General features: G+C 61.8%; 13 protein-coding genes and 1 rRNA gene. 11 read left to right on the top strand and 3 right to left on the bottom strand.

Annotation, left to right across the window (positions count from 1 at the left end; translation table 11 throughout):
• Positions 1-218 precede the first annotated feature (218 nt).
• From rrf to M2394_RS23815, 7 genes are all read left to right on the top strand, one after another.
• Positions 219-334: ribosomal RNA gene (gene rrf / locus M2394_RS23845) — 5S ribosomal RNA — on the top strand.
• 143 nt (positions 335-477) lie between these two features.
• Entirely contained in the window at positions 478-3930 is a 3453-nt protein-coding gene (gene recC / locus M2394_RS23840; RefSeq protein ID WP_259174784.1) for an exodeoxyribonuclease V subunit gamma, read from the top strand.
• Positions 3927-7601 (top strand): exodeoxyribonuclease V subunit beta, encoded by a 3675-nt coding sequence (gene recB / locus M2394_RS23835; RefSeq protein WP_259174783.1) that lies wholly within the window; start codon positions 3927-3929, stop codon positions 7599-7601. Before recC ends, recB begins: the two co-directional genes overlap by 4 nt.
• Entirely contained in the window at positions 7598-9667 is a 2070-nt protein-coding gene (gene recD, locus M2394_RS23830; RefSeq protein ID WP_259174782.1) for an exodeoxyribonuclease V subunit alpha, read from the top strand. The genes recB and recD overlap by 4 nt, the downstream gene beginning before the upstream one ends.
• 142 nt (positions 9668-9809) lie before the next feature.
• Positions 9810-10385, top strand: a complete 576-nt coding sequence (locus M2394_RS23825; protein ID WP_178923543.1) for a YfiR family protein — start codon at positions 9810-9812, stop codon at positions 10383-10385.
• Positions 10382-11644, top strand: a complete 1263-nt coding sequence (locus tag M2394_RS23820; protein WP_178923546.1) for a diguanylate cyclase domain-containing protein — start codon at positions 10382-10384, stop codon at positions 11642-11644. Before M2394_RS23825 ends, M2394_RS23820 begins: the two co-directional genes overlap by 4 nt.
• Positions 11645-11648: 4 nt before the next feature.
• Entirely contained in the window at positions 11649-12140 is a 492-nt protein-coding gene (locus M2394_RS23815; protein ID WP_259174781.1) for an OmpA family protein, read from the top strand.
• Positions 12141-12300: 160 nt separating this feature from the next.
• Here M2394_RS23815 and M2394_RS23810 read toward each other — a convergent pair whose 3' ends face one another.
• Together M2394_RS23810 and M2394_RS23805 are read right to left on the bottom strand one after the other, a co-directional pair.
• Positions 12301-12591 (bottom strand): DUF3077 domain-containing protein, encoded by a 291-nt coding sequence (locus M2394_RS23810; RefSeq protein WP_259174780.1) that lies wholly within the window; start codon positions 12589-12591, stop codon positions 12301-12303.
• A gap of 326 nt (positions 12592-12917) precedes the next feature.
• Positions 12918-13865 carry a LysR family transcriptional regulator gene (locus M2394_RS23805; protein WP_259174779.1) on the bottom strand — a complete coding sequence of 316 codons (948 nt, stop codon included), beginning with the start codon at positions 13863-13865 and terminating at the stop codon, positions 12918-12920.
• Between the two features lie 129 nt (positions 13866-13994).
• Between M2394_RS23805 and M2394_RS23800 the strand changes: the two genes are divergently transcribed.
• Both M2394_RS23800 and mmsB read left to right on the top strand, forming a co-directional pair.
• Entirely contained in the window at positions 13995-15512 is a 1518-nt protein-coding gene (locus tag M2394_RS23800) for a CoA-acylating methylmalonate-semialdehyde dehydrogenase (RefSeq protein ID WP_259174777.1), read from the top strand.
• 15 nt (positions 15513-15527) lie between these two features.
• Positions 15528-16415, top strand: a complete 888-nt coding sequence (gene mmsB / locus M2394_RS23795; RefSeq protein ID WP_178923554.1) for a 3-hydroxyisobutyrate dehydrogenase — start codon at positions 15528-15530, stop codon at positions 16413-16415.
• A 108-nt stretch (positions 16416-16523) separates the two neighbouring features.
• Here the strand turns inward: mmsB and M2394_RS23790 are convergent, their stop codons facing one another.
• Positions 16524-16868, bottom strand: coding sequence for a cupin domain-containing protein (locus M2394_RS23790; protein ID WP_010206533.1), 345 nt, complete (start codon positions 16866-16868; stop codon positions 16524-16526).
• Between the two features lie 376 nt (positions 16869-17244).
• On the opposite strand from M2394_RS23790, the gene kynB reads away from it, so the two are divergent.
• Positions 17245-17895 (top strand): arylformamidase, encoded by a 651-nt coding sequence (gene kynB / locus M2394_RS23785; RefSeq protein WP_178923556.1) that lies wholly within the window; start codon positions 17245-17247, stop codon positions 17893-17895.
• Positions 17892-18749 carry a tryptophan 2,3-dioxygenase gene (gene kynA / locus M2394_RS23780; RefSeq protein WP_259174775.1) on the top strand — a complete coding sequence of 286 codons (858 nt, stop codon included), beginning with the start codon at positions 17892-17894 and terminating at the stop codon, positions 18747-18749. The genes kynB and kynA overlap by 4 nt, the downstream gene beginning before the upstream one ends.
• Positions 18750-18821 lie beyond the last annotated feature (72 nt).

Genomic DNA, 18821 nt, shown 5'->3' with positions numbered 1-18821 from the left:
GTGTGTAAGCGCTGTGAGGCGTTGAGCTAACCAATACTAATTGCCCGTGAGGCTTGACCATATAACACCCAAGCAATTTGCTGACCTGAAAAGGCACCAGATTGCGGTGTGTGAAGACGAAATGAACCGAAAGTTCGACGCTCACAAAACACCGATAGCTGTCACATACCCAATTTGCTGAAGCGAGGCCAACCGGTCACGACTCAGTACCCGAATTTCTTGACGACCATAGAGCATTGGAACCACCTGATCCCATCCCGAACTCAGTAGTGAAACGATGCATCGCCGATGGTAGTGTGGGGTTTCCCCATGTGAGAGTAGGTCATCGTCAAGATTAAATTCCGAAACCCCATTTGCGAGAGCAGATGGGGTTTTGTTTTGGGCGGTCGAAAAGCCAGCTAACATCCCAACTCCGCCAACAACTGCCCACAGTGCTAAAGTCGCACCCTCGATTTTGCTTTTCCCAAGGAAGCCGTTATGCCGGATGCAACGTCCCTCAGCGCTGGATTCATGGTGGTTCACGGCAACCGCCTGGACGAACTGCGCAGCCTGGTGGTCAGTTGGATGCGCCGCTATCCACTGGCGCCCCTGGAAAACGAAATTGCCTTGGTACAAAGCAACGGTATCGCACAGTGGCTCAAACTGGCCCTGGCTGAAGATCCGGAAGACGACGACATGGGCGGTTGTGGCATCGCTGCTGCAATTGACGTGCAGCTACCCGGTAGTTTCATGTGGCAGCTCTATCGCATGGTCTTGGGCAAGGATGAAATCCCGCCCAAGTCTCTGCTCGATAAAGCGCCGCTGACCTGGCGCCTCATGCGGCTGCTTCCAGAGCTCATCAATCAACCGCACTTTGAACCATTGCAGCGTTTCCTCACCCACGACACTGACCTGCGCAAACGCTACCAACTCGCCGAGCGTCTGGCTGACCTGTTCGATCAATACCAGGTCTATCGTGCCGACTGGCTGGAGGACTGGGCAGCCGGCCGCCACCAATTGCGTAGCGCCAGAGGCGAACCCAAGCCACTCAACCCCGCCAACTGCTGGCAAGCCGAGCTATGGCGCGCGCTGCTGTTGGACGTAGGAGAGGAGGGCATGGCCGAAAGCCGCGCCGGTGTTCACCAGCGTTTTATCGAACGCATCAACAGCCTTGAAAAAGCTCCGGCAGGCTTGCCATCCCGGGTGATTGTGTTCGGCATCTCATCTTTGCCCGCGCAAGCGTTGGAAGCTCTCGCCGGCCTGGCACGCTTCAGCCAAGTCTTGTTGTGCGTGCACAACCCTTGCCGTCACCACTGGTCTGACATCGTCGCCGACAAAGACCTGCTGCGTAACGAGTACAAGCGCCAAGCTCGTAAAGCCGGAATGCCGGTCACCATCGACCCACAAACCTTGCACCAGCACGCCCATCCACTGCTGGCAGCCTGGGGCAAACAAGGTCGCGACTACATCAGCCTGCTGGACAGCTACGACGACCCCAACAGCTACCGCGCCGCCTTCCGCGATGGGCGCATCGACCTGTTCAGCGACAGCCAGCCCACCACGCTGCTCAACCAGCTCCAGGACGACATCCTCGAACTGCGCCCGCTCAACGAAACCCGCGAGCTATGGCCCGCCGTGGACCTGGAACACGACACCTCAATCCGCTTCCACATTGCCCACAGCGCCCAGCGCGAAGTGGAAATCCTCCACGACCAATTGCTCCAGCGCTTCAGCGCAGACCCCACGCTGCGCCCCCGGGACATCATCGTCATGGTCCCCGACGTCGACAGCTACGCACCGCATATTCGCGCAGTGTTCGGCCAACTGGAAAAAAGCGACCCCCGTTTCATCCCCTTTACCCTCACCGACCAAGGCCAACGCGGCCGCGACCCTCTGCTGATCGCTGTCGAACACCTGCTCAAACTCCCCGACAGCCGCTTCCCCGTCAGCGAAATCCTCGACTTGCTTGACGTGCCCGCCCTGCGCGAGCGCTTCGCGATCAAGGAACGCGACCTGCCCACACTGCATCGCTGGATCGAAGGCGCCGGCATCCGCTGGGGGCTCAATGCCGAACAACGCGCGGGTCTCGGCCTGCCGGATGAGTTGGAGCAAAACAGTTGGCGGTTCGGCCTGCGCCGCATGTTGCTGGGTTACGCGGTCGGCTCCGGCGCTGCGTGTCACGGTATCGAGCCCTACGACGAAATTGGTGGCCTTGACGCTGCCCTTATCGGCCCCTTGGTCGCCCTGCTCGATGCATTGAATGACGCGCACCAAGCGCTGTCCCAACCAGCCGCCCCTCAACAATGGGGCGAGCGACTGCAACGCTTGATGCAACTGTTCTTCCTGCCGAGCAGTGAACACGACGACTACTTGCTGGGCCAACTCGAGCAACTGCGAGAGACCTGGTTGGAAACCTGTGAGTCCGTCGGCTTGCAGGATGAGTTGCCGCTCACCGTCGTCCGTGAAGCCTGGCTGGCCGGACTGGATCAAGGTCGCCTGTCCCAACGCTTCCTCGCTGGAGCTGTCAATTTTTGCACCTTGATGCCTATGCGTGCGATCCCGTTCAAGCTCGTATGCCTGCTCGGCATGAACGACGGCGACTACCCGCGCGCCCAGCCACCCTTGGACTTCGACCTCATGGGCAGTGATTACCGTCCTGGCGACCGTTCACGCCGTGAAGACGACCGTTACCTGCTACTCGAAGCCCTGTTGTCAGCCCGAGACCAGTTGTACATCAGCTGGGTGGGCCGCAGCATCCGCGACAACAGTGACCGTCCAGCCTCCGTGCTGATCGGTCAATTGCGTGACCACCTCGCCAGTGGCTGGCGCAACGCAAACATAGACGAACTCCTGTTGGACGCCATGACCCAGGAACACCCACTCCAACCCTTCAGCGCGCGCTATTTCCACGAAGGTGACCCACTGTTCAGCTACGCCCGTGAATGGCAGTTGCTCCACGAAGCACCGGTTACCAGGCTTGAAGAAGAAGGGCTCACACAACACGAGCAGGAAGAACCCCTGACCCTCGGTCAGTTGCAGGACTTCCTGCGCAACCCGGTCAAACACTTCTTCAGCCAGCGTCTGAAAGTTTTCTTTGAGGCCGCTGAAGTGCCGCTGGCCGACGAAGAACCCTTCGTGCTCGACGCGCTGCAACGCTATAGCCTCAGCGACAGCCTGCTGAATGCCGCACTGACGCAGCCCGACCATCTCGACCAAGCCCTAAGCGCGCAGGCCCTGCGCTTGCAAGGCAGTGGCCTGTTGCCCATGGTCGGCTTTGGCGAATGTTTGCGTAACGAGCTGATCGAGCCGTTGCCTGACCTGCTGCAACGTTACCAACAATTACTCGCCCTCTGGCCGACGCCTCACACTGGCGCGGAACCGATCAATTTTGAGCATCAAGGCATTCAACTTGACGGCTGGATCAGTGGCCTGCACCGGCGCAGTGATGGTGGCTTGTTGAGTGTCACCACCATCCCCAACAGCATCGGCTCGATCAAATCACGCAAATGGCATCGCCTGATCCGTCCCTGGGTCAATCACGTGGTTGCCTGCGCCTGCGGGCTGCCGTTGAGTACCGGCTTGGTGGCCAGCGATGACACTTTGCTGCTGTCACCTCTGGATAAACCTGCCGCCCAGGAAATCCTCGGCCACCTGCTGCTGGCCTGGCATACCGGCATGAGCAAACCGCTGCCTGTCGCCGTTAAAACCGCCTTCGCCTGGCTCGGCCAAACCGATCCTGTAAAAGCCCTGGCAGCAGCGAGTAAAGCCTACGAGGGTGACGGCCTCACAACCGATGGTGAACGCCGTGAAACCCCAGCGCTCACGCGACAGTTCCCCGACTTCGCCACCCTGATGGCGAGTGAAGAGTTCGAAGGTTGGTGCGAAACCCTATATCGCCCCTTGCTCAACGCTCCATGGCGATCACTGACAAGCGAGGAGGCCGGCGCATGAGCAGTAAACCCTTGGCCCTGGCCTTCCCGCTCAAAGGCAGCCAGCTGATTGAAGCCAGCGCCGGCACCGGCAAGACCTTCACTATCTCCGCCCTCTATCTGCGCCTTGTGCTCGGGCACGGTGGTGATGAGTCAGGCTTTGGCCGCGAACTGCTGCCACCGCAAATCCTGGTGGTGACCTTCACTGATGCGGCCACCAAGGAATTGCGTGAGCGCATCCGCATCCGTCTGTCCGAGGCCGCGCGCTTCTTCCGTGACGAAATCCCGCAGCCGGACACCTTGATCGCCGACTTGCGTGATCAATACCCACCGGAACAATGGCCCGCCTGCGCTAACCGATTGGACATCGCAGCCCAATGGATGGACGAAGCCGCTGTCTCCACGATCCACAGTTGGTGCCAGCGCATGCTGCGCGAACACGCCTTCGACAGCGGCAGCCTGTTCACCCAGACCCTGGAAACCGACCACAGCGACCTGCTCGGCGAAGTCCTGCGCGACTACTGGCGGCTGTTCTGCTACCCCATGCACGACGACGCGCTCAACTGGGTGCGCAATAACTGGGGCGGCCCTGCCGCATTGATGCCGCGAGTGCGCGCACTGTTCGGCAGCGAACGGCCCACCGACGAAACCCGCGACCCTGCCGAGTTGATCAACGCCTGCCTGCAGGAGCGCCGTGAGGCGCTGATACAAATCAAGGCCCCCTGGCAACAATGGGCCGCCGAGCTGCGCGACATCTGCCTGCAAGCCGTGGCCGCCAAAGCCGTCGATGGCCGCAAGATGCAAGCCCGCTACTTCGAGCCCTGGTTCGAAAAAATCAGTGCCTGGGCCGCTGACGAAACCCTGGAACAACTGGACATCGGTACCGGTTTCACCCGCCTTACGCCCGACGGCATGGCCGAAGCCTGGAAAGGTGAGCCACCGCATCACCCCGGCATCGACGCCATGGCCGGCCTCAAGGCTGCTCTCGACGCGCTGCCAAGCCCTGACGCCGCCGTGTTGCAACATGCTGCCGGTTGGGTCGGCAAACGCTTTGAGGACGAAAAACGCCGTCGTGCCGAAATGGGCTTCGACGACATGCTCATCCGCCTCAATGCCGCCCTGCAAGCCGACGGCGGTGAGCGCCTGGCCAGTGTGATTCGCGAACAGTTCCCGGTGGCGCTGATCGATGAGTTCCAGGACACGGACCCGGTGCAATACAGCATCTTCGACAGCATCTACCGCATCGAAGAAAACCACCTCGACAGTGGCCTGTTCCTGATCGGCGACCCCAAGCAAGCGATCTACGCTTTCCGCGGTGCCGACATCTACACCTACCTGCGCGCGCGCCAGTCCACCACCGGTCGCCACCACACCCTGGGCACCAACTTCCGCTCCAGCCACGCGATGGTCGAGGCGGTCAACCATGTGTTCCAACGTGCGGAAACCGGCCGTGGCGCTTTCCTGTTCCGTCAGCCGGATGGCGAAAACCCGGTGCCGTTCCAGTCGGTGCTGTCCCAGGGCCGCAAGGAACAGCTGCAAGTGGACGGGCATACGCTGCCCGCCATGAACCTCTGGCACTTGTCCACCGACCAGCCGATATCCAACGTGGTTTATCGCCAGCAACTGGCAGCGGCCTGTGCCACGCAAATTGTTGAGTTGCTCAATGGCGGGCAGCAAGGTACGGCGGGTTTCCTGCAGCCGGACGCGAGCTTCAAGGGCGTGCTTCCATCGGATATCGCCATCCTGGTTCGTGATGGCAAGGAGGCCCAGGCGGTGCGGGCCGAGTTGGCCGCCCGGGGCGTGCGCAGCGTTTACTTGTCGGATAAAGACTCCGTCTTTGCCGCCCAGGAAGCCCATGACCTGCTCGCGTGGCTCAAGGCCTGCGCCGAGCCGGATGTCGAGCGCCCCCTGCGTGCCGCCTTGGCCTGCGTCACCCTGAACCTTTCGTTGCCGGAACTGGAGCGCCTGAATCAAGACGAACTGGCGTGGGAAACCCGCGTCATGCAGTTCCGAGGTTACCGTGCGATCTGGCGCACCCAAGGCGTGCTGCCAATGTTGCGACGCCTGCTCCATGACTTCCAACTGCCACAAACCCTGATCGCCCGCAGTGACGGCGAGCGCGTGCTGACCAACCTGCTGCATCTGAGTGAACTGTTGCAACAGGCTGCATCGGAACTGGACGGTGAACAGGCGCTGATCCGCCACCTGGCCGAGCACCTGGCACTCTCCGGGCAAGCCGGTGAAGAGCAGATCCTGCGCCTGGAAAGCGATGAGCAACTGGTCAAGGTGGTGACCATCCACAAGTCCAAGGGCCTGGAGTACGACCTGGTTTTCCTGCCCTTCATCTGTTCGGCCAAGCCGGTCGATGGCAGCCGCTTGCCCCTTCACTACCATGATGAAAACGGTAAATCCCAGGTCAGCCTGCGCCCAACCGTCGAGCTGATCGCCCAAGCCGATGACGAGCGCCTCGCCGAAGACCTGCGCTTGTTCTACGTGGCGCTGACCCGCGCCAAGCATGCGTGCTGGCTCGGCATCGCCGACCTCAAGCGCGGCAACAACAGCAGCTCCGTGCTGCACCTTTCGGCACTCGGTTATCTACTGGGTGCGGGAGCCTCGCTGGGCGAGTCCGCTGGCCTTGCACGTTGGCTGCTGGATCTTCAGGAAGGCTGCCAGGCCATCCACTATGGCCCGGTGCCCGAAGTCACCAGCACCCTGTTCCATCCACCCAAAAATGAAGCCACCTTGCTCGCACCCTTGCTGCCCAAACGCAAGGCGGCGGAGAACTGGTGGATAGCGTCCTACAGCGCGCTGCGTATTGGCGACAGCATGAGCGCCGCCAGCCTCGAAGCACCGGAAAACCCACAGGCCCAGAAGCTGTTCGATGACGAGCGTCTGGACCCCGATGCACCGCGCGAAGTAGCCGCCTCGGGTGGCGACATTCACCGTTTCCCACGAGGGCCGAACCCAGGCACGTTCCTCCACGGCCTGTTGGAATGGGCGGGTGAGGAGGGCTTCAACGTCACCCCGGTAGCTATCGAAAAAGCCGTGGGCGCCCGCTGCAACCGCCGTAACTGGGAAGGCTGGATCGTCACCTTGAGCAGTTGGCTGGGCCACCTGCTGCAAACACCGTTGCCGGTGGATAACGGCCACATCACCCTCAGCGGCCTCACGCAGTACCAGATCGAAATGGAGTTCTGGTTCTCCAGCCACAAAGTCGACGTGCTCGCCCTCGACAAACTGGTGTGCCAGTACACCCACGGGGGCGTCTCTCGCGTCGCCGCCGAACCGGTGTTGCTCAACGGCATGTTCAAGGGGTTTATCGACCTGACCTTCGAACACGACGGCCGCTATTACGTGGCCGATTACAAATCCAACTGGCTCGGCCCTGACGATTCGGCCTACACCCATGAGGCCATGGAACAGTCGATTCTCGACCATCGGTACGACCTGCAGTACGTACTTTACCTGCTGGCCCTGCACCGACAACTGAAGGCGCGCCTGCCGGACTACGACTACGAGCGCCATGTGGGCGGTGCGTTGTATGTATTTCTGCGCGGTACTCAGTCCGCCAGCCAAGGCGCTTATTTCACCCGGCCACCACGGGCGTTGATCGAAGGTCTGGACCTGATGTTCCAGGGCAAATCCATCCCGCCCAAGGCCGAGCCCGCCTGGGAACAAGGAGTGCTGCTATGAGCCTTTCGCCGCTACCGCTTGAAGCGCTCAAGCCCCTCAGCCGAGCGGGTGACCTGGTGCAACTGCTGGAGCGATGGGTTGATCGTGGCTGGCTGCGTGCCTTGGACAAAGCGTTCGTCGGTTTCCTGCACGAACTCGACCCACAGGCCGACCCGTTGGTGCTGCTGGCGGCGGCCTTGACCAGCCACCAGTTGGGCCACGGTCACGTCTGCCTCGACCTGTTCGAAACCCTCAAGGCCCCCGACTTTGCCCTGTCCCTGCCGCCCGAAGGCGACCTGCAAACCGGCGCCATGCTGTTGCCGTCGCAACTGCTCGACGGGTTGGACGGTGCTCATTGGTGCCATGCGCTGGCTGCCAGCCACTTGGTCGCCCTGGCCGTCGATGGCAGCGAAGCCGCCCAAAGCCGGCCCTTGGTTCTGTCGGGAAAACGCCTGTATCTGCGCCGCTACTGGACCTACGAGCGGCGTATCGACACGGCCCTGCGCCTGCGACTGGCGACCCAGGAAACCGTCAGCGCCGACTTGCCCCGGCGACTCAATGGCCTGTTCGATCAGCCCCCGCCTGACGGTGTGATCGACTGGCAGAAATTGGCCTGTGCCCTGGCCACTCGCGGTGCCTTCAGTATCGTCACCGGCGGCCCTGGCACCGGCAAGACCACCACCGTGGTGCGGCTGCTTGCGCTGTTGCAGGGCCCGGCCGTGGAAACCGGCAGCCCGTTGCGTATCCGCCTGGCCGCTCCCACCGGTAAAGCCGCGGCGCGCCTCACCGAATCCATCAGCCAGCAGGTGCTGTCGCTGAAAGTGCCGGACAGCGTGAAGGAAAAAATCCCGACCCAGGTCACCACCGTTCACCGCTTGCTGGGCAGCCGCCCGGGCACGCGGCACTTCCGCCATCACATCGGCAACCCGCTGCCCCTGGATGTGCTGGTGGTGGACGAAGCGTCGATGATCGACCTGGAAATGATGGCCAACCTGCTCGACGCCTTGCCGCCCCATGCACGCCTGGTGTTGCTGGGCGACAAGGACCAACTCGCCTCGGTCGAGGCGGGCGCGGTGCTTGGTGATCTGTGCCGCGATGCCGAAGCCGGCTGGTACAGCCCCCAGACGCGGCAATGGTTACAAGCGGTTAGCGGTGAAGACCTCAGTACCAGCGGCCTGCAAGAAGACCTCGATGGCAGTCACCCGTTGGCGCAACAGGTGGTGATGCTGCGTTATTCGCGGCGATTTGGCGAAGGCAGCGGCATCGGGCAACTGGCGCGTTGGGTCAACCAGCAAAATGCTGAAGAGGCTCGCAAGCTCCTGGCGGCACGCAGTCATGCCGACCTGTTCTGCCTCAGCCTCAAAGGCGAGCACGACCACGCATTGGAGCGCCTGGTGCTGGACGGGCAGGGCGACGGCGCCCAGGGGTATCGTTATTACCTCAACCTGCTGCAAAGCGCCCGACCGCCCCTTGATACGCCGCGCGAAAACGCGGCGTGGACCCACTGGGCGCAACAGTTGCTCGAGGCTTTCGACGCCTTCCAATTGCTCTGTGCCGTGCGCAAGGGGCCGTGGGGTGTCGAAGGTCTCAACCTGCGTATCACGGCGGCCCTGCGCAAAGTGCGGCTGATCGAAGGCGATGATCAATGGTACGAAGGTCGCCCGGTATTGATGACCCGCAACGATTACGGCCTGGGCCTGATGAACGGTGACATCGGCATTGCCTTGAAATTGCCCGAAAGCGATGGCGGCCCCCAGGTGCTGCGTGTGGCCTTCCCGCGCAACGACGGCCAGGGCGGTGTGCGCTTTGTGTTGCCCAGCCGGCTCAACGACGTGGAAACCGTGTACGCCATGACCGTGCACAAATCCCAGGGCTCGGAGTTCACCCACACCGCCTTGATCCTGCCGGACGCACTGAACCCGGTACTCACCAAGGAGCTGATCTACACCGGCATCACCCGGGCCAAGCGTTGGTTCAGCCTGATCGAGCCCCGTGGCGGCGTGTTCGAGGAGGCAGTGCGGCGCAAGGTCAAGCGTTTGAGCGGGCTGATGCTTGAGCTGGATCATGCCGCTGAAAAAATTGACTGACAGGTCACGCAATATTTCTGATTCAGTCGTCTGATTTTTCTGAAAAAATAGCGCGCCCCGTGAAGACCTACTCTTCGCGGGGTTTTCCGCCGCTGTGCTATCGTTGCGGCATCATCTTGAAAACACCTGAGAGAATTGCTGCATGAACGTGGCTGTCTCGCCCGCAGAGCGCAGTTTGAGCTGGAGACGCATGTTACTGGTGGCGGTTCTGTGCCTGCTCGCGCCCCGGGTATTTGCCCAGTCGCCTGCCCCGGCCAGCCTGGCTGACCAGCGTGCCCAGGCGGTCACCCAAGTGGTGCTTGGCATCCTCAGTTATGCCCGCTGGCCGGTGGAGCCTGCGCAATTGCGCCTGTGCATCATCGGGCCGACCCAATACACCGACGACCTGGTCAAAGGCACCACCCAGGCCACCGGCCGACCGGTGGTGGTGCAACGCCTGCTGGCGGATCATCCCGATATCGTCAACGCCTGTGACGCGGTGTACATCGGCAAGCTCACCGCCGATGAGCGTGGCCGCCTGTTTACCTCGTTGATCGGCCACCCGGTGCTCAGCATCAGCGAAGGCGGCGACCAATGCACCGTGGGCAGCCTGTTCTGCCTGCGCGTGGCGGATGACCAGGTGTCGTTCGAGGTCAATCTCGACTCCGTCGCTCGCAGCGGTGTGCGAATCCACCCCAGCGTGCTGCAACTGTCTCGTCGTCGGGCGCCTGCGCCATGAGCCTTGAAAAAGCGCGGCCAACCCTGCGCTCCGTCATTGGCCGAGGGCATTTGATCCTGGCGCTGGTGGCGGTGACGCTGGCGAGTGTCTCCCTGACCCTGCTCGGCGTGCTGGCGCTGCGGGTGTACGCCGAGCACAACCTGCACCTGATCGCGCGCTCCATCAACTACACCGTGGAGGCAGCGGTGGTGTTCAATGACAGCGCTGCGGCCACGGAGGCCCTGAGCCTGATTGCGTCCACTGAAGAGGTCGCCGAGGCCCAAGTGCAGGACGTGAATGGCAAGGTGCTCGCGCAATGGACCCGCCCGGAAACCGGCATGCTCTCGCGCGTCGAACTGGCGCTGGCCCATACCCTGCTCGAACAGCCGATCAATCAACCGATCCTGCACCAAGGGCGAACCATCGGCAGCATTCACCTGACCGGCCATGGCGGCAGCTTGCTGCGCTTTTTGCTCAGCGGCCTGGCCGGGATCCTGATTTGCACCGCCCTGAGCGCCTGGGTCGCCTTGCACCTGGCCCGACGCCTGTTGCGTGGCATCACCGGCCCCCTGCAGAGTCTCGCCTCCGTGGCCCACGCCGCCCGCAGCGAGCGCGACTTCGACCGACGCGTGCCTCCGGCGCGAATTGCCGAACTCGACAGCCTGGGCAGTGACTTCAACGCGTTGCTCGGCGAGATGGAAGCCTGGCAAAGCCACCTGCAAAGTGAAAACGAATCCCTCGCCCACCAGGCCAATCACGACAGCCTCACCGGCCTGCCCAACCGTGCGTTCTTCGAAGGGCGCCTGATTCGTGCCCTGCGCAGCGCGGCCAAGGCCAAGGAACGGGTGGCGGTGTTGTACCTCGACAGCGACCGTTTCAAAGAAATCAACGACAGCTTTGGCCACGCCGCAGGCGATGCGGTGCTGGTGGCCGTGGCGGACCGTGTGCGCGCCCAGCTGCGCGAAGATGACCTGGTGGCGCGCCTGGGCGGTGATGAGTTCGCCATCCTGCTGGCGCCCTTGCACAACGTGGAAGATGCCCAGCGCATCGCCGACAAAATCATTGCCAGCATGGACCAGCCGATCCCGGTGCCCGGCAACACCCAGGTGTTGACCTCACTCAGTATCGGCATTGCCCTCTACCCCGATCATGGCGCCACTCCCGGCACCCTGCTCAATGCCGCCGACGCGGCGATGTACCAGGCCAAGCGTTTATCGTCCGGTGGCCAGCAAACGGCGGAGTCGGAGAACCCCGTCGTCAACGTTCAACACAGGAGTTGATCCCTTGTTCTCGACTGCACGATTTATGTTTATCACCTTGCTGGTGGCATTCCTTGCCCTCGGTGGATGCCAGACAGCCCCCCCAAAAGGCCTGACCCCGGCCCAGGTCGCCGTCCTCAAGCAGCAAGGTTTCGAACTCACTGACGAAGGCTGGGCATTCGGCCTGTCCGGCAAAGTGCTGTTCGGCAGCGACGTCGAAACCCTCAACCAGCCCAGTACCGACATCGTCCAGCGTATCGGCAAGGCCCTGCTGGGCGTCGGTATCGAACGCGTGCGCGTCGACGGCCATACCGATGCCTCGGGTAAGGAAACCTACAACCAGCAACTGTCCCTGCGCCGCGCCAAAAGCGTGGCCACGGTGCTGCAAGGTGTCGGGATGAAAGAAGAAAACATCCAACTGCGCGGCCTGGGCAGCAGCGAACCGGTCGCGCCGAACACCACGGCAGCGGGGCGCACCGAAAATCGCCGGGTATCGATTGTGGTGATTGCGGACTGAACCCGTCCCCCCAATCTCAATGTGAAACCCAATCAACTGTGGGAGCTGGCTTGCCTGCGATAGCGGTGTCTCAGTACTGGATGTCCTGACTGACACACTGCCATCGCAGGCAAGCCAGCTCCCACAGTGGGTTTTGCGGTGTGCTTGAGACCTTGTTCGCTTAACGGCCCGGTGTCATCGCCTGCGTCAAGTCATCCACCACGGCCTTGCCCATCTCACACAGGTAATGCGCGGCCCACGCGTATTGCTCGCCACGCACATCCATGGCGGCGTCCATTGCGAGTTTCTTGGAGTAGAAAAGCAGGGTGGAGGCGTGCTCTAACGCTTCCTCTATTGGCATGCCGGCGTTGACGCGAAACAGCGGTTTTTCGTTTTCGCCGTAGTCGCCGAAGGTGACTACGCCGAGGGTGGTGATGGAGGAAAGCGGGGGATCGGGGACGATTTTTGACATGATGTTTCCCAAATTTGCAGTAGGGGTCACCACGGCATGTCGCTAAACATGAAGAGGTGGCAGCTGTACACGGGTTAGCGAACCGGTAAATTTGGGAACCCGGCAGACCCGAAGGTCTCCCGCGTACAGCCGCCATAAAACGGTAAAGACAGGTAAACAGCCTGGCAATACTTTGGCATCACATCCCAACTAATCCGAGTCGCTAAACCCGATCGCTGATGAGCAGCGAAGTCAGGAGGCTAGTGACCCCAACGGTAAGGCGCAATGGGGTAGAGAGTCTCTAGGAAACGTCCTGCAATTTAAAGCGAATCATCGTTGATGGCCCTTTAATCCGCGAACCTGATCTCCCGCGTCTCCCCCATCAACAACCCCTGATTCTGCTCCGTCACTTCCCTGATGTAGTCCCACAACAACGTAATCCGCTTCAACTTCCTCAGATCCTCCCGGCAGTACATCCAGAACTGTCGTGTGATCGCAATCTGCTCCCCCAGCACCGGTAACAAGCGCGGATCCTGCGCCGCCAGAAAGCACGGCAATATTGCCATCGACCGCCCCTGCTGCGCTGCCACGTACTGCGCGATCACGCTGGTGCTGCGCAAACTCGCGCTGGCGCCGGGCACCACGTTGGCCAGGTAGAGCAACTCCGAGCTGAACGCCAAATCATCCACATAGCTGATAAACGGATGCTCGGCCAAATCCGCCGGTTTACGGATGGGCGGGTGCTGGTCCAGGTATTCCTGGGTCGCGTACAGCTGCAACTTGTAGTCGCACAGCTTGCAGCACACATAGGGCCCATGTTCCGGGCGTTCCAGGGCGATGACGATGTCGGCTTCGCGCTTGGACAGGCTGATGAAGTGGGGCAGGGGCAGGATGTCCACCGAGATGGCCGGGTAGGTGTCGACGAAGTGGCTCAACTGCGGGGTGACGAAGAAGCTGCCGAACCCTTCGGTGCAGCCCATGCGCACATGGCCGGACAGCGCCACACCGGAGCCGGAGACTTGCTCGCAGGCCATGTGCAAAGTGCTTTCGATGGACTCGGCGTAACCCAGCAAACGCTGGCCCTCGGTGGTGAGGACGAAGCCGTTGGTCCGGGATTTTTCGAACAGCAGGGTGCCGAGGGACACTTCCAGTGAACTGATGCGCCGCGACACCGTGGTGTAGTCCACCGCCAGGCGCTTGGCGGCCACGCTGGCCTTGCGGGTGCGGGCCACTTCGAGGAAAAACTTCAGGTCATCCCAGTTCAGGGAGCCCAGGGACGTGATGTTTTTTTGCATATTGGTCCGGCTTTTATGTGCGTTCTTATTAGAGATTTGCACATCTATACTCGAAAAACAGTCCGAACGCCTCATTTCCAAGGCGATTCACGCGCCTTGTCTCTGCATAACTACAAGATTGGAGACCACATGAACGCATCTGCCGATATTTCCGTGCAACAGGTCAAGCTGCTGATCAACGGTGAGTGGGTCGAGTCCAAGACCACCGAGTGGCACGACATCGTCAACCCGGCCACCCAAGAGGTGCTGGCCAAAGTTCCCTTCGCCACCGCCGATGAAGTCAACGCCGCCATCGACGCCGCCCATCGCGCCTTCCAGACTTGGAAGCTGACGCCAATCGGCGCGCGCATGCGCATCATGCTCAAGCTGCAAGCCTTGATCCGCGAACATTCCAAACGCATCGCCGTGGTCCTCAGCGCTGAGCAGGGCAAGACCATTGCCGATGCCGAGGGCGATATTTTCCGTGGCCTGGAAGTGGTGGAGCACGCCTGCTCCATCGGCACCCTGCAAATGGGCGAGTTCGCCGAGAACGTCGCTGGGGGCGTCGACACCTACACCCTGCGCCAACCGATCGGCGTCTGCGCCGGCATCACCCCATTCAACTTCCCGGCGATGATCCCGCTGTGGATGTTCCCGATGGCCATCGCCTGCGGTAACACCTTCGTCCTTAAACCGTCCGAGCAGGACCCGCTGTCGACGATGTTGCTGGTGGAGCTGGCGCTGGAAGCCGGTGTGCCGGCTGGCGTGCTCAACGTGGTGCACGGCGGCAAGGACGTGGTGGATGCGCTGTGCACTCACAAAGACATCAAGGCCGTGTCCTTCGTCGGCTCGACTGCCGTGGGCACCCACGTGTATGACCTGGCCGGCAAACACGGCAAGCGCGTGCAATCGATGATGGGCGCCAAGAACCACGCCGTGGTGCTGCCGGATGCCAACCGTGAACACACCCTCAATGCCTTGGTCGGCGCCGGTTTCGGTGCGGCGGGCCAGCGCTGCATGGCCACTTCGGTGGTGGTGCTGGTGGGCGCGTCCAAGCAATGGTTGCCGGACCTGAAAGCACTGGCGCAGAAACTCAAGGTGAATGCCGGCAGCGAAGCGGGCACGGATGTCGGCCCGGTGATCTCCAAGCGCGCCAAGGCACGCATCCTGGACCTGATCGAAAGCGGCGTGAAAGAAGGCGCCAAGCTGGAGCTGGACGGCCGTGACATCAAGGTGCCGGGCTTCGAGCAAGGCAACTTTGTCGGCCCGACCCTGTTCTCGGGCGTGACCACCGATATGCAGATCTACACCCAGGAAATCTTCGGCCCGGTTCTGGTGGTGATTGAAGTCGCGACCCTCGACGAGGCCATCGCCCTGGTCAACGCCAACCCGTTCGGCAACGGCACCGGCCTGTTCACCCAGAGCGGCGCGGCAGCGCGTAAGTTCCAGAGCGAAATCGATGTCGGCCAGGTCGGCATCAACATCCCGATCCCGGTGCCGGTGCCGTTCTTCAGCTTCACCGGCTCCCGTGGTTCCAAGCTCGGCGACCTGGGCCCGTACGGCAAGCAAGTGGTGCAGTTCTACACCCAGACCAAGACCGTCACCAGCCGCTGGTTCGACGACGATACGGTCAACGATGGCGTCAACACCACCATCAACCTGCGCTGACTCCGGGAGACGACCATGAAGATTGCATTTATCGGCTTGGGCAACATGGGCGCGCCCATGGCCCGCAACCTGATCAAGGCCGGCCATGCGCTGAACCTGTTCGACTTGAACCAGGCGGTGCTCAAGGAACTGGCCGAGTTGGGCGGCACCATCAGCGACTCACCGCGTGATGCGGCCACCGGCGCTGAACTGGTGATCACCATGCTGCCTGCTGCCGCCCATGTGCGCAGCGTGTGGCTGAATGAAGACGGCGTACTCGCCGGCATCGGCCAAGGCGTACCGGCGGTGGATTGCAGCACCATCGACCCACAGACCATCCGCGACGTCGCGAATGTGGCGGCCAAGCAAGGTGTGGCCGTGGCCGACGCCCCGGTCTCCGGCGGCACCGGCGGCGCTGCCGCTGGGACGTTGACCTTCATGGTCGGCGCCACCGCGGAACTGTTCGCCACCCTGCAACCGGTGCTGGCGCAGATGGGCCGCAACATCGTGCACTGCGGCGACGTGGGCACCGGGCAAATCGCCAAGATCTGCAACAACCTGCTGTTGGGGATCAGCATGGTCGGCGTCAGCGAAGCCATGGCGTTGGGCGATGCGCTGGGCATCGACACGCAAGTGCTGGCAGGGATCATCAACAGCTCGACCGGGCGCTGCTGGAGTTCAGACACCTACAACCCATGGCCGGGCGTGATTGAAACCGCGCCGTCGTCGCGGGGGTACACCGGTGGGTTTGGCGCCGACCTGATGCTCAAGGATTTGGGCCTAGCCACCGAAGCGGCGCGTCAGGCCAAGCAACCCGTGATTCTGGGGGCCGTGGCCCAGCAGTTGTATCAATCTATGAGCCAGCGTGGGGAAGGGGGCAAGGACTTCTCGGCGATCATCAACAGCTATCGCAAGCCCAAATAAACACTGTGGCGAGGGAGCTTGCTCCCGCTGGGCTGCGAAGCAGCCCCAAAAAGCCTGGGAGCGCTGCGCACTCCAGCGGGAGCAAGCTCCCTCGCCACAAGGTGTTGTTTAGGCAAACACAAAATACTTACGCACTGTCTCGACCACTTCCCACGTCCCCTTCATCCCCGGCTCCACCACGAAGATATCCCCAGCCCGCAGGTGAATCGGCTCCAGGCCTTCTGGGGTGATGATGCAGTAGCCTTCCTGGAAGTGGCAGTATTCCCACTTCACGTAGTCCACGTACCACTTGCCCGGGGTGCAGATCCAGGTGCCCATGATCTTGCTGCCGTCTTCGCTGGTGTAGGCGTTGAGGTTGACGGTGTGCGGGTCGCCTTCGAGTTTTTCCCATTTGCAGGCATCCAGGACCGGCAAGGGGTGGGTGTCGCGCAGTACGGTGATGGGCTTGGACATGATGTCTCCAGGGCAGGGAATGGAAAGAGCCACCCTAAGGCCTTGGGCGTTGTGTCAGTGGTCTGAACTCGACATCGGGATGCCCAGAAGCGCAGCGGTGCGATGGTCTCGAAATTCGCCGCGAACCCTTGTGGGAGCCGGGCTTGCCCGCGATAGCGGAGTGTCAGGCTATGAAGATGCGAGCAGTGCCACCGTCATCGCGGGCAAGCCCGGCTCCCACAGGGAGTGGTGGCGCATCTGGACGATAGACTTGTTCGTAAATCCGCCATTTCTTCGCAGTAAGTGCGAAAAATTTCCCGATCCACGCCAGATTTCGCAAGAAAATTCGCAACAGGCCCTCGTATCATTCACCCCAGTAACCGCCGAGAGCCTTCAGATGAACCCAATAAAAACGTGGTGGGATATCAGCCCGCCCTTGAGTACGGCGACCCCGACCTGGCCGGGAGATACGCCGTTCCAGGAAGAGCGCGTATGGCAGTTTGGCCCGGAGTGCCCGGTGAATGTGGGGCGCATCACCTTGTCGCCGCACACCGGCGCCCACGTGGACGCACCCCTGCATTACAGCGCCGACGGCGCGCCGATTGGCGAGGTGTCGCTGGACGTGTACATGGGCCCATGCCGCGTGCTGCATTGCCTGGACAGCGGCGCCCTGGTGCAGCCGCATCAGTTGGAAGGGCGTGTGGATAACTTGCCGGAGCGCGTGCTGCTGCGCACTTATCCACAAGCGCCGCTGACTGAGTGGGATTCGGGCTTCACCGCCATCGCCCCGCAAACCATCGAGCTGCTTGCCAGCCTGGGCGTGCGTTTGATCGGCATCGACACCCCGTCGCTTGACCCGCAGCAGTCCAAGACCATGGATTCGCACAACGCCGTGGCGCGCCATGGCATGGCGATTCTCGAAGGCATCGTGCTCGACGACGTACCGGAGGGCGACTATGAACTGATCGCGCTGCCGCTGCGGTTTGCCAACCTCGACGCCAGCCCAGTCCGCGCCATTCTCCGCCCGCTCAAGGAGCCCACGCGATGAGCCAATGTCCTTTCTCTTCCGACTACCAACCCCCGGAAGAATGGCATAACGCCGAACTGAATTTTTCCGAGTCCATGAGCTACGGCGATTACCTGGACCTGGGCAAAGTCCTCAGCGCCCAGCACCCGCTGTCGCCGGACCACAACGAAATGCTCTTCATCATCCAGCACCAGACCTCTGAGCTGTGGATGAAACTCATGCTCCACGAACTCAAGGCCGCTCGCGAACATGTACGCCTGGGCGAGTTGCCGCCGGCGTTCAAGATGCTGGCGCGGGTGTCGCGGATCTTCGACCAACTGGTGCACGCCTGGGCAGTGCTGGCGACCATGACGCCGTCGGAGTACAAGGCGATCCGCCCGTTCCTCGGGCAGTCGTCGGGGTTTCAGTCGTTCCAGTACCGCGAGATTGAATTCATCCTCGGCAACAAGAGCGCGGCGCTGTTGCGGCCCCACGCCCATCGGCCGGAGCTGTTGAACGAGTTGAAAGTGGCGATTGCCACACCGTCGCTGTATGACGAGGCGATCAACCTGATGGCCAAGGCCGGCCTGGCGATTGACCCGACACGCGCCGAACGCGACCCGACGGCGCCGACGGTACATGATGACTCTGTGGAGGCGGCGTGGCGCGAGGTGTACCGCGACCCGAGTCGCTATTGGGATTTGTACCAGTTGGCCGAGAAGTTTATCGACCTGGAGGATTCGTTCCGCCAGTGGCGTTTTCGCCATGTGACGACGGTGGAACGGATTATCGGTTTCCAGCCGGGAACCGGCGGCACCGAGGGCGTGGGGTATTTGCGCAAGATGCTCGACACCGTGTTGTTCCCAGAGCTATGGCGAGTACGCTCCACGCTCTAAATAAAAGGCCCCGGATTACCAGGGCCTTTTCATTTGGAATGCATTCAAAACTGTGGGAGCGGGCTTGCTCGC

It is taken from the genome of Pseudomonas sp. BIGb0164, assembly GCF_024810135.1.
Classification (GTDB): domain Bacteria; phylum Pseudomonadota; class Gammaproteobacteria; order Pseudomonadales; family Pseudomonadaceae; genus Aquipseudomonas.
Note: the sequence above shows the minus strand (reverse complement) of the source record. Positions and strands in the feature narration are given on the sequence as shown.

Excerpts from the sequence above, each read along its gene's own strand:
- recC (WP_259174784.1), top strand. The coding sequence starts at position 478 with ATGCCGGATGCAACGTCCCTCAGCGCTGGATTCATGGTGGTTCACGGC.
- recB (WP_259174783.1), top strand. The coding sequence starts at position 3,927 with ATGAGCAGTAAACCCTTGGCCCTGGCCTTCCCGCTCAAAGGCAGCCAG.
- recD (WP_259174782.1), top strand. The coding sequence starts at position 7,598 with ATGAGCCTTTCGCCGCTACCGCTTGAAGCGCTCAAGCCCCTCAGCCGA.
- M2394_RS23825 (WP_178923543.1), top strand. The coding sequence starts at position 9,810 with ATGAACGTGGCTGTCTCGCCCGCAGAGCGCAGTTTGAGCTGGAGACGC.
- M2394_RS23820 (WP_178923546.1), top strand. The coding sequence starts at position 10,382 with ATGAGCCTTGAAAAAGCGCGGCCAACCCTGCGCTCCGTCATTGGCCGA.
- M2394_RS23810 (WP_259174780.1), bottom strand. The coding sequence starts at position 12,591 with ATGTCAAAAATCGTCCCCGATCCCCCGCTTTCCTCCATCACCACCCTC.
- M2394_RS23805 (WP_259174779.1), bottom strand. The coding sequence starts at position 13,865 with ATGCAAAAAAACATCACGTCCCTGGGCTCCCTGAACTGGGATGACCTG.
- M2394_RS23800 (WP_259174777.1), top strand. The coding sequence starts at position 13,995 with ATGAACGCATCTGCCGATATTTCCGTGCAACAGGTCAAGCTGCTGATC.
- mmsB (WP_178923554.1), top strand. The coding sequence starts at position 15,528 with ATGAAGATTGCATTTATCGGCTTGGGCAACATGGGCGCGCCCATGGCC.
- M2394_RS23790 (WP_010206533.1), bottom strand. The coding sequence starts at position 16,868 with ATGTCCAAGCCCATCACCGTACTGCGCGACACCCACCCCTTGCCGGTC.
- kynB (WP_178923556.1), top strand. The coding sequence starts at position 17,245 with ATGAACCCAATAAAAACGTGGTGGGATATCAGCCCGCCCTTGAGTACG.
- kynA (WP_259174775.1), top strand. The coding sequence starts at position 17,892 with ATGAGCCAATGTCCTTTCTCTTCCGACTACCAACCCCCGGAAGAATGG.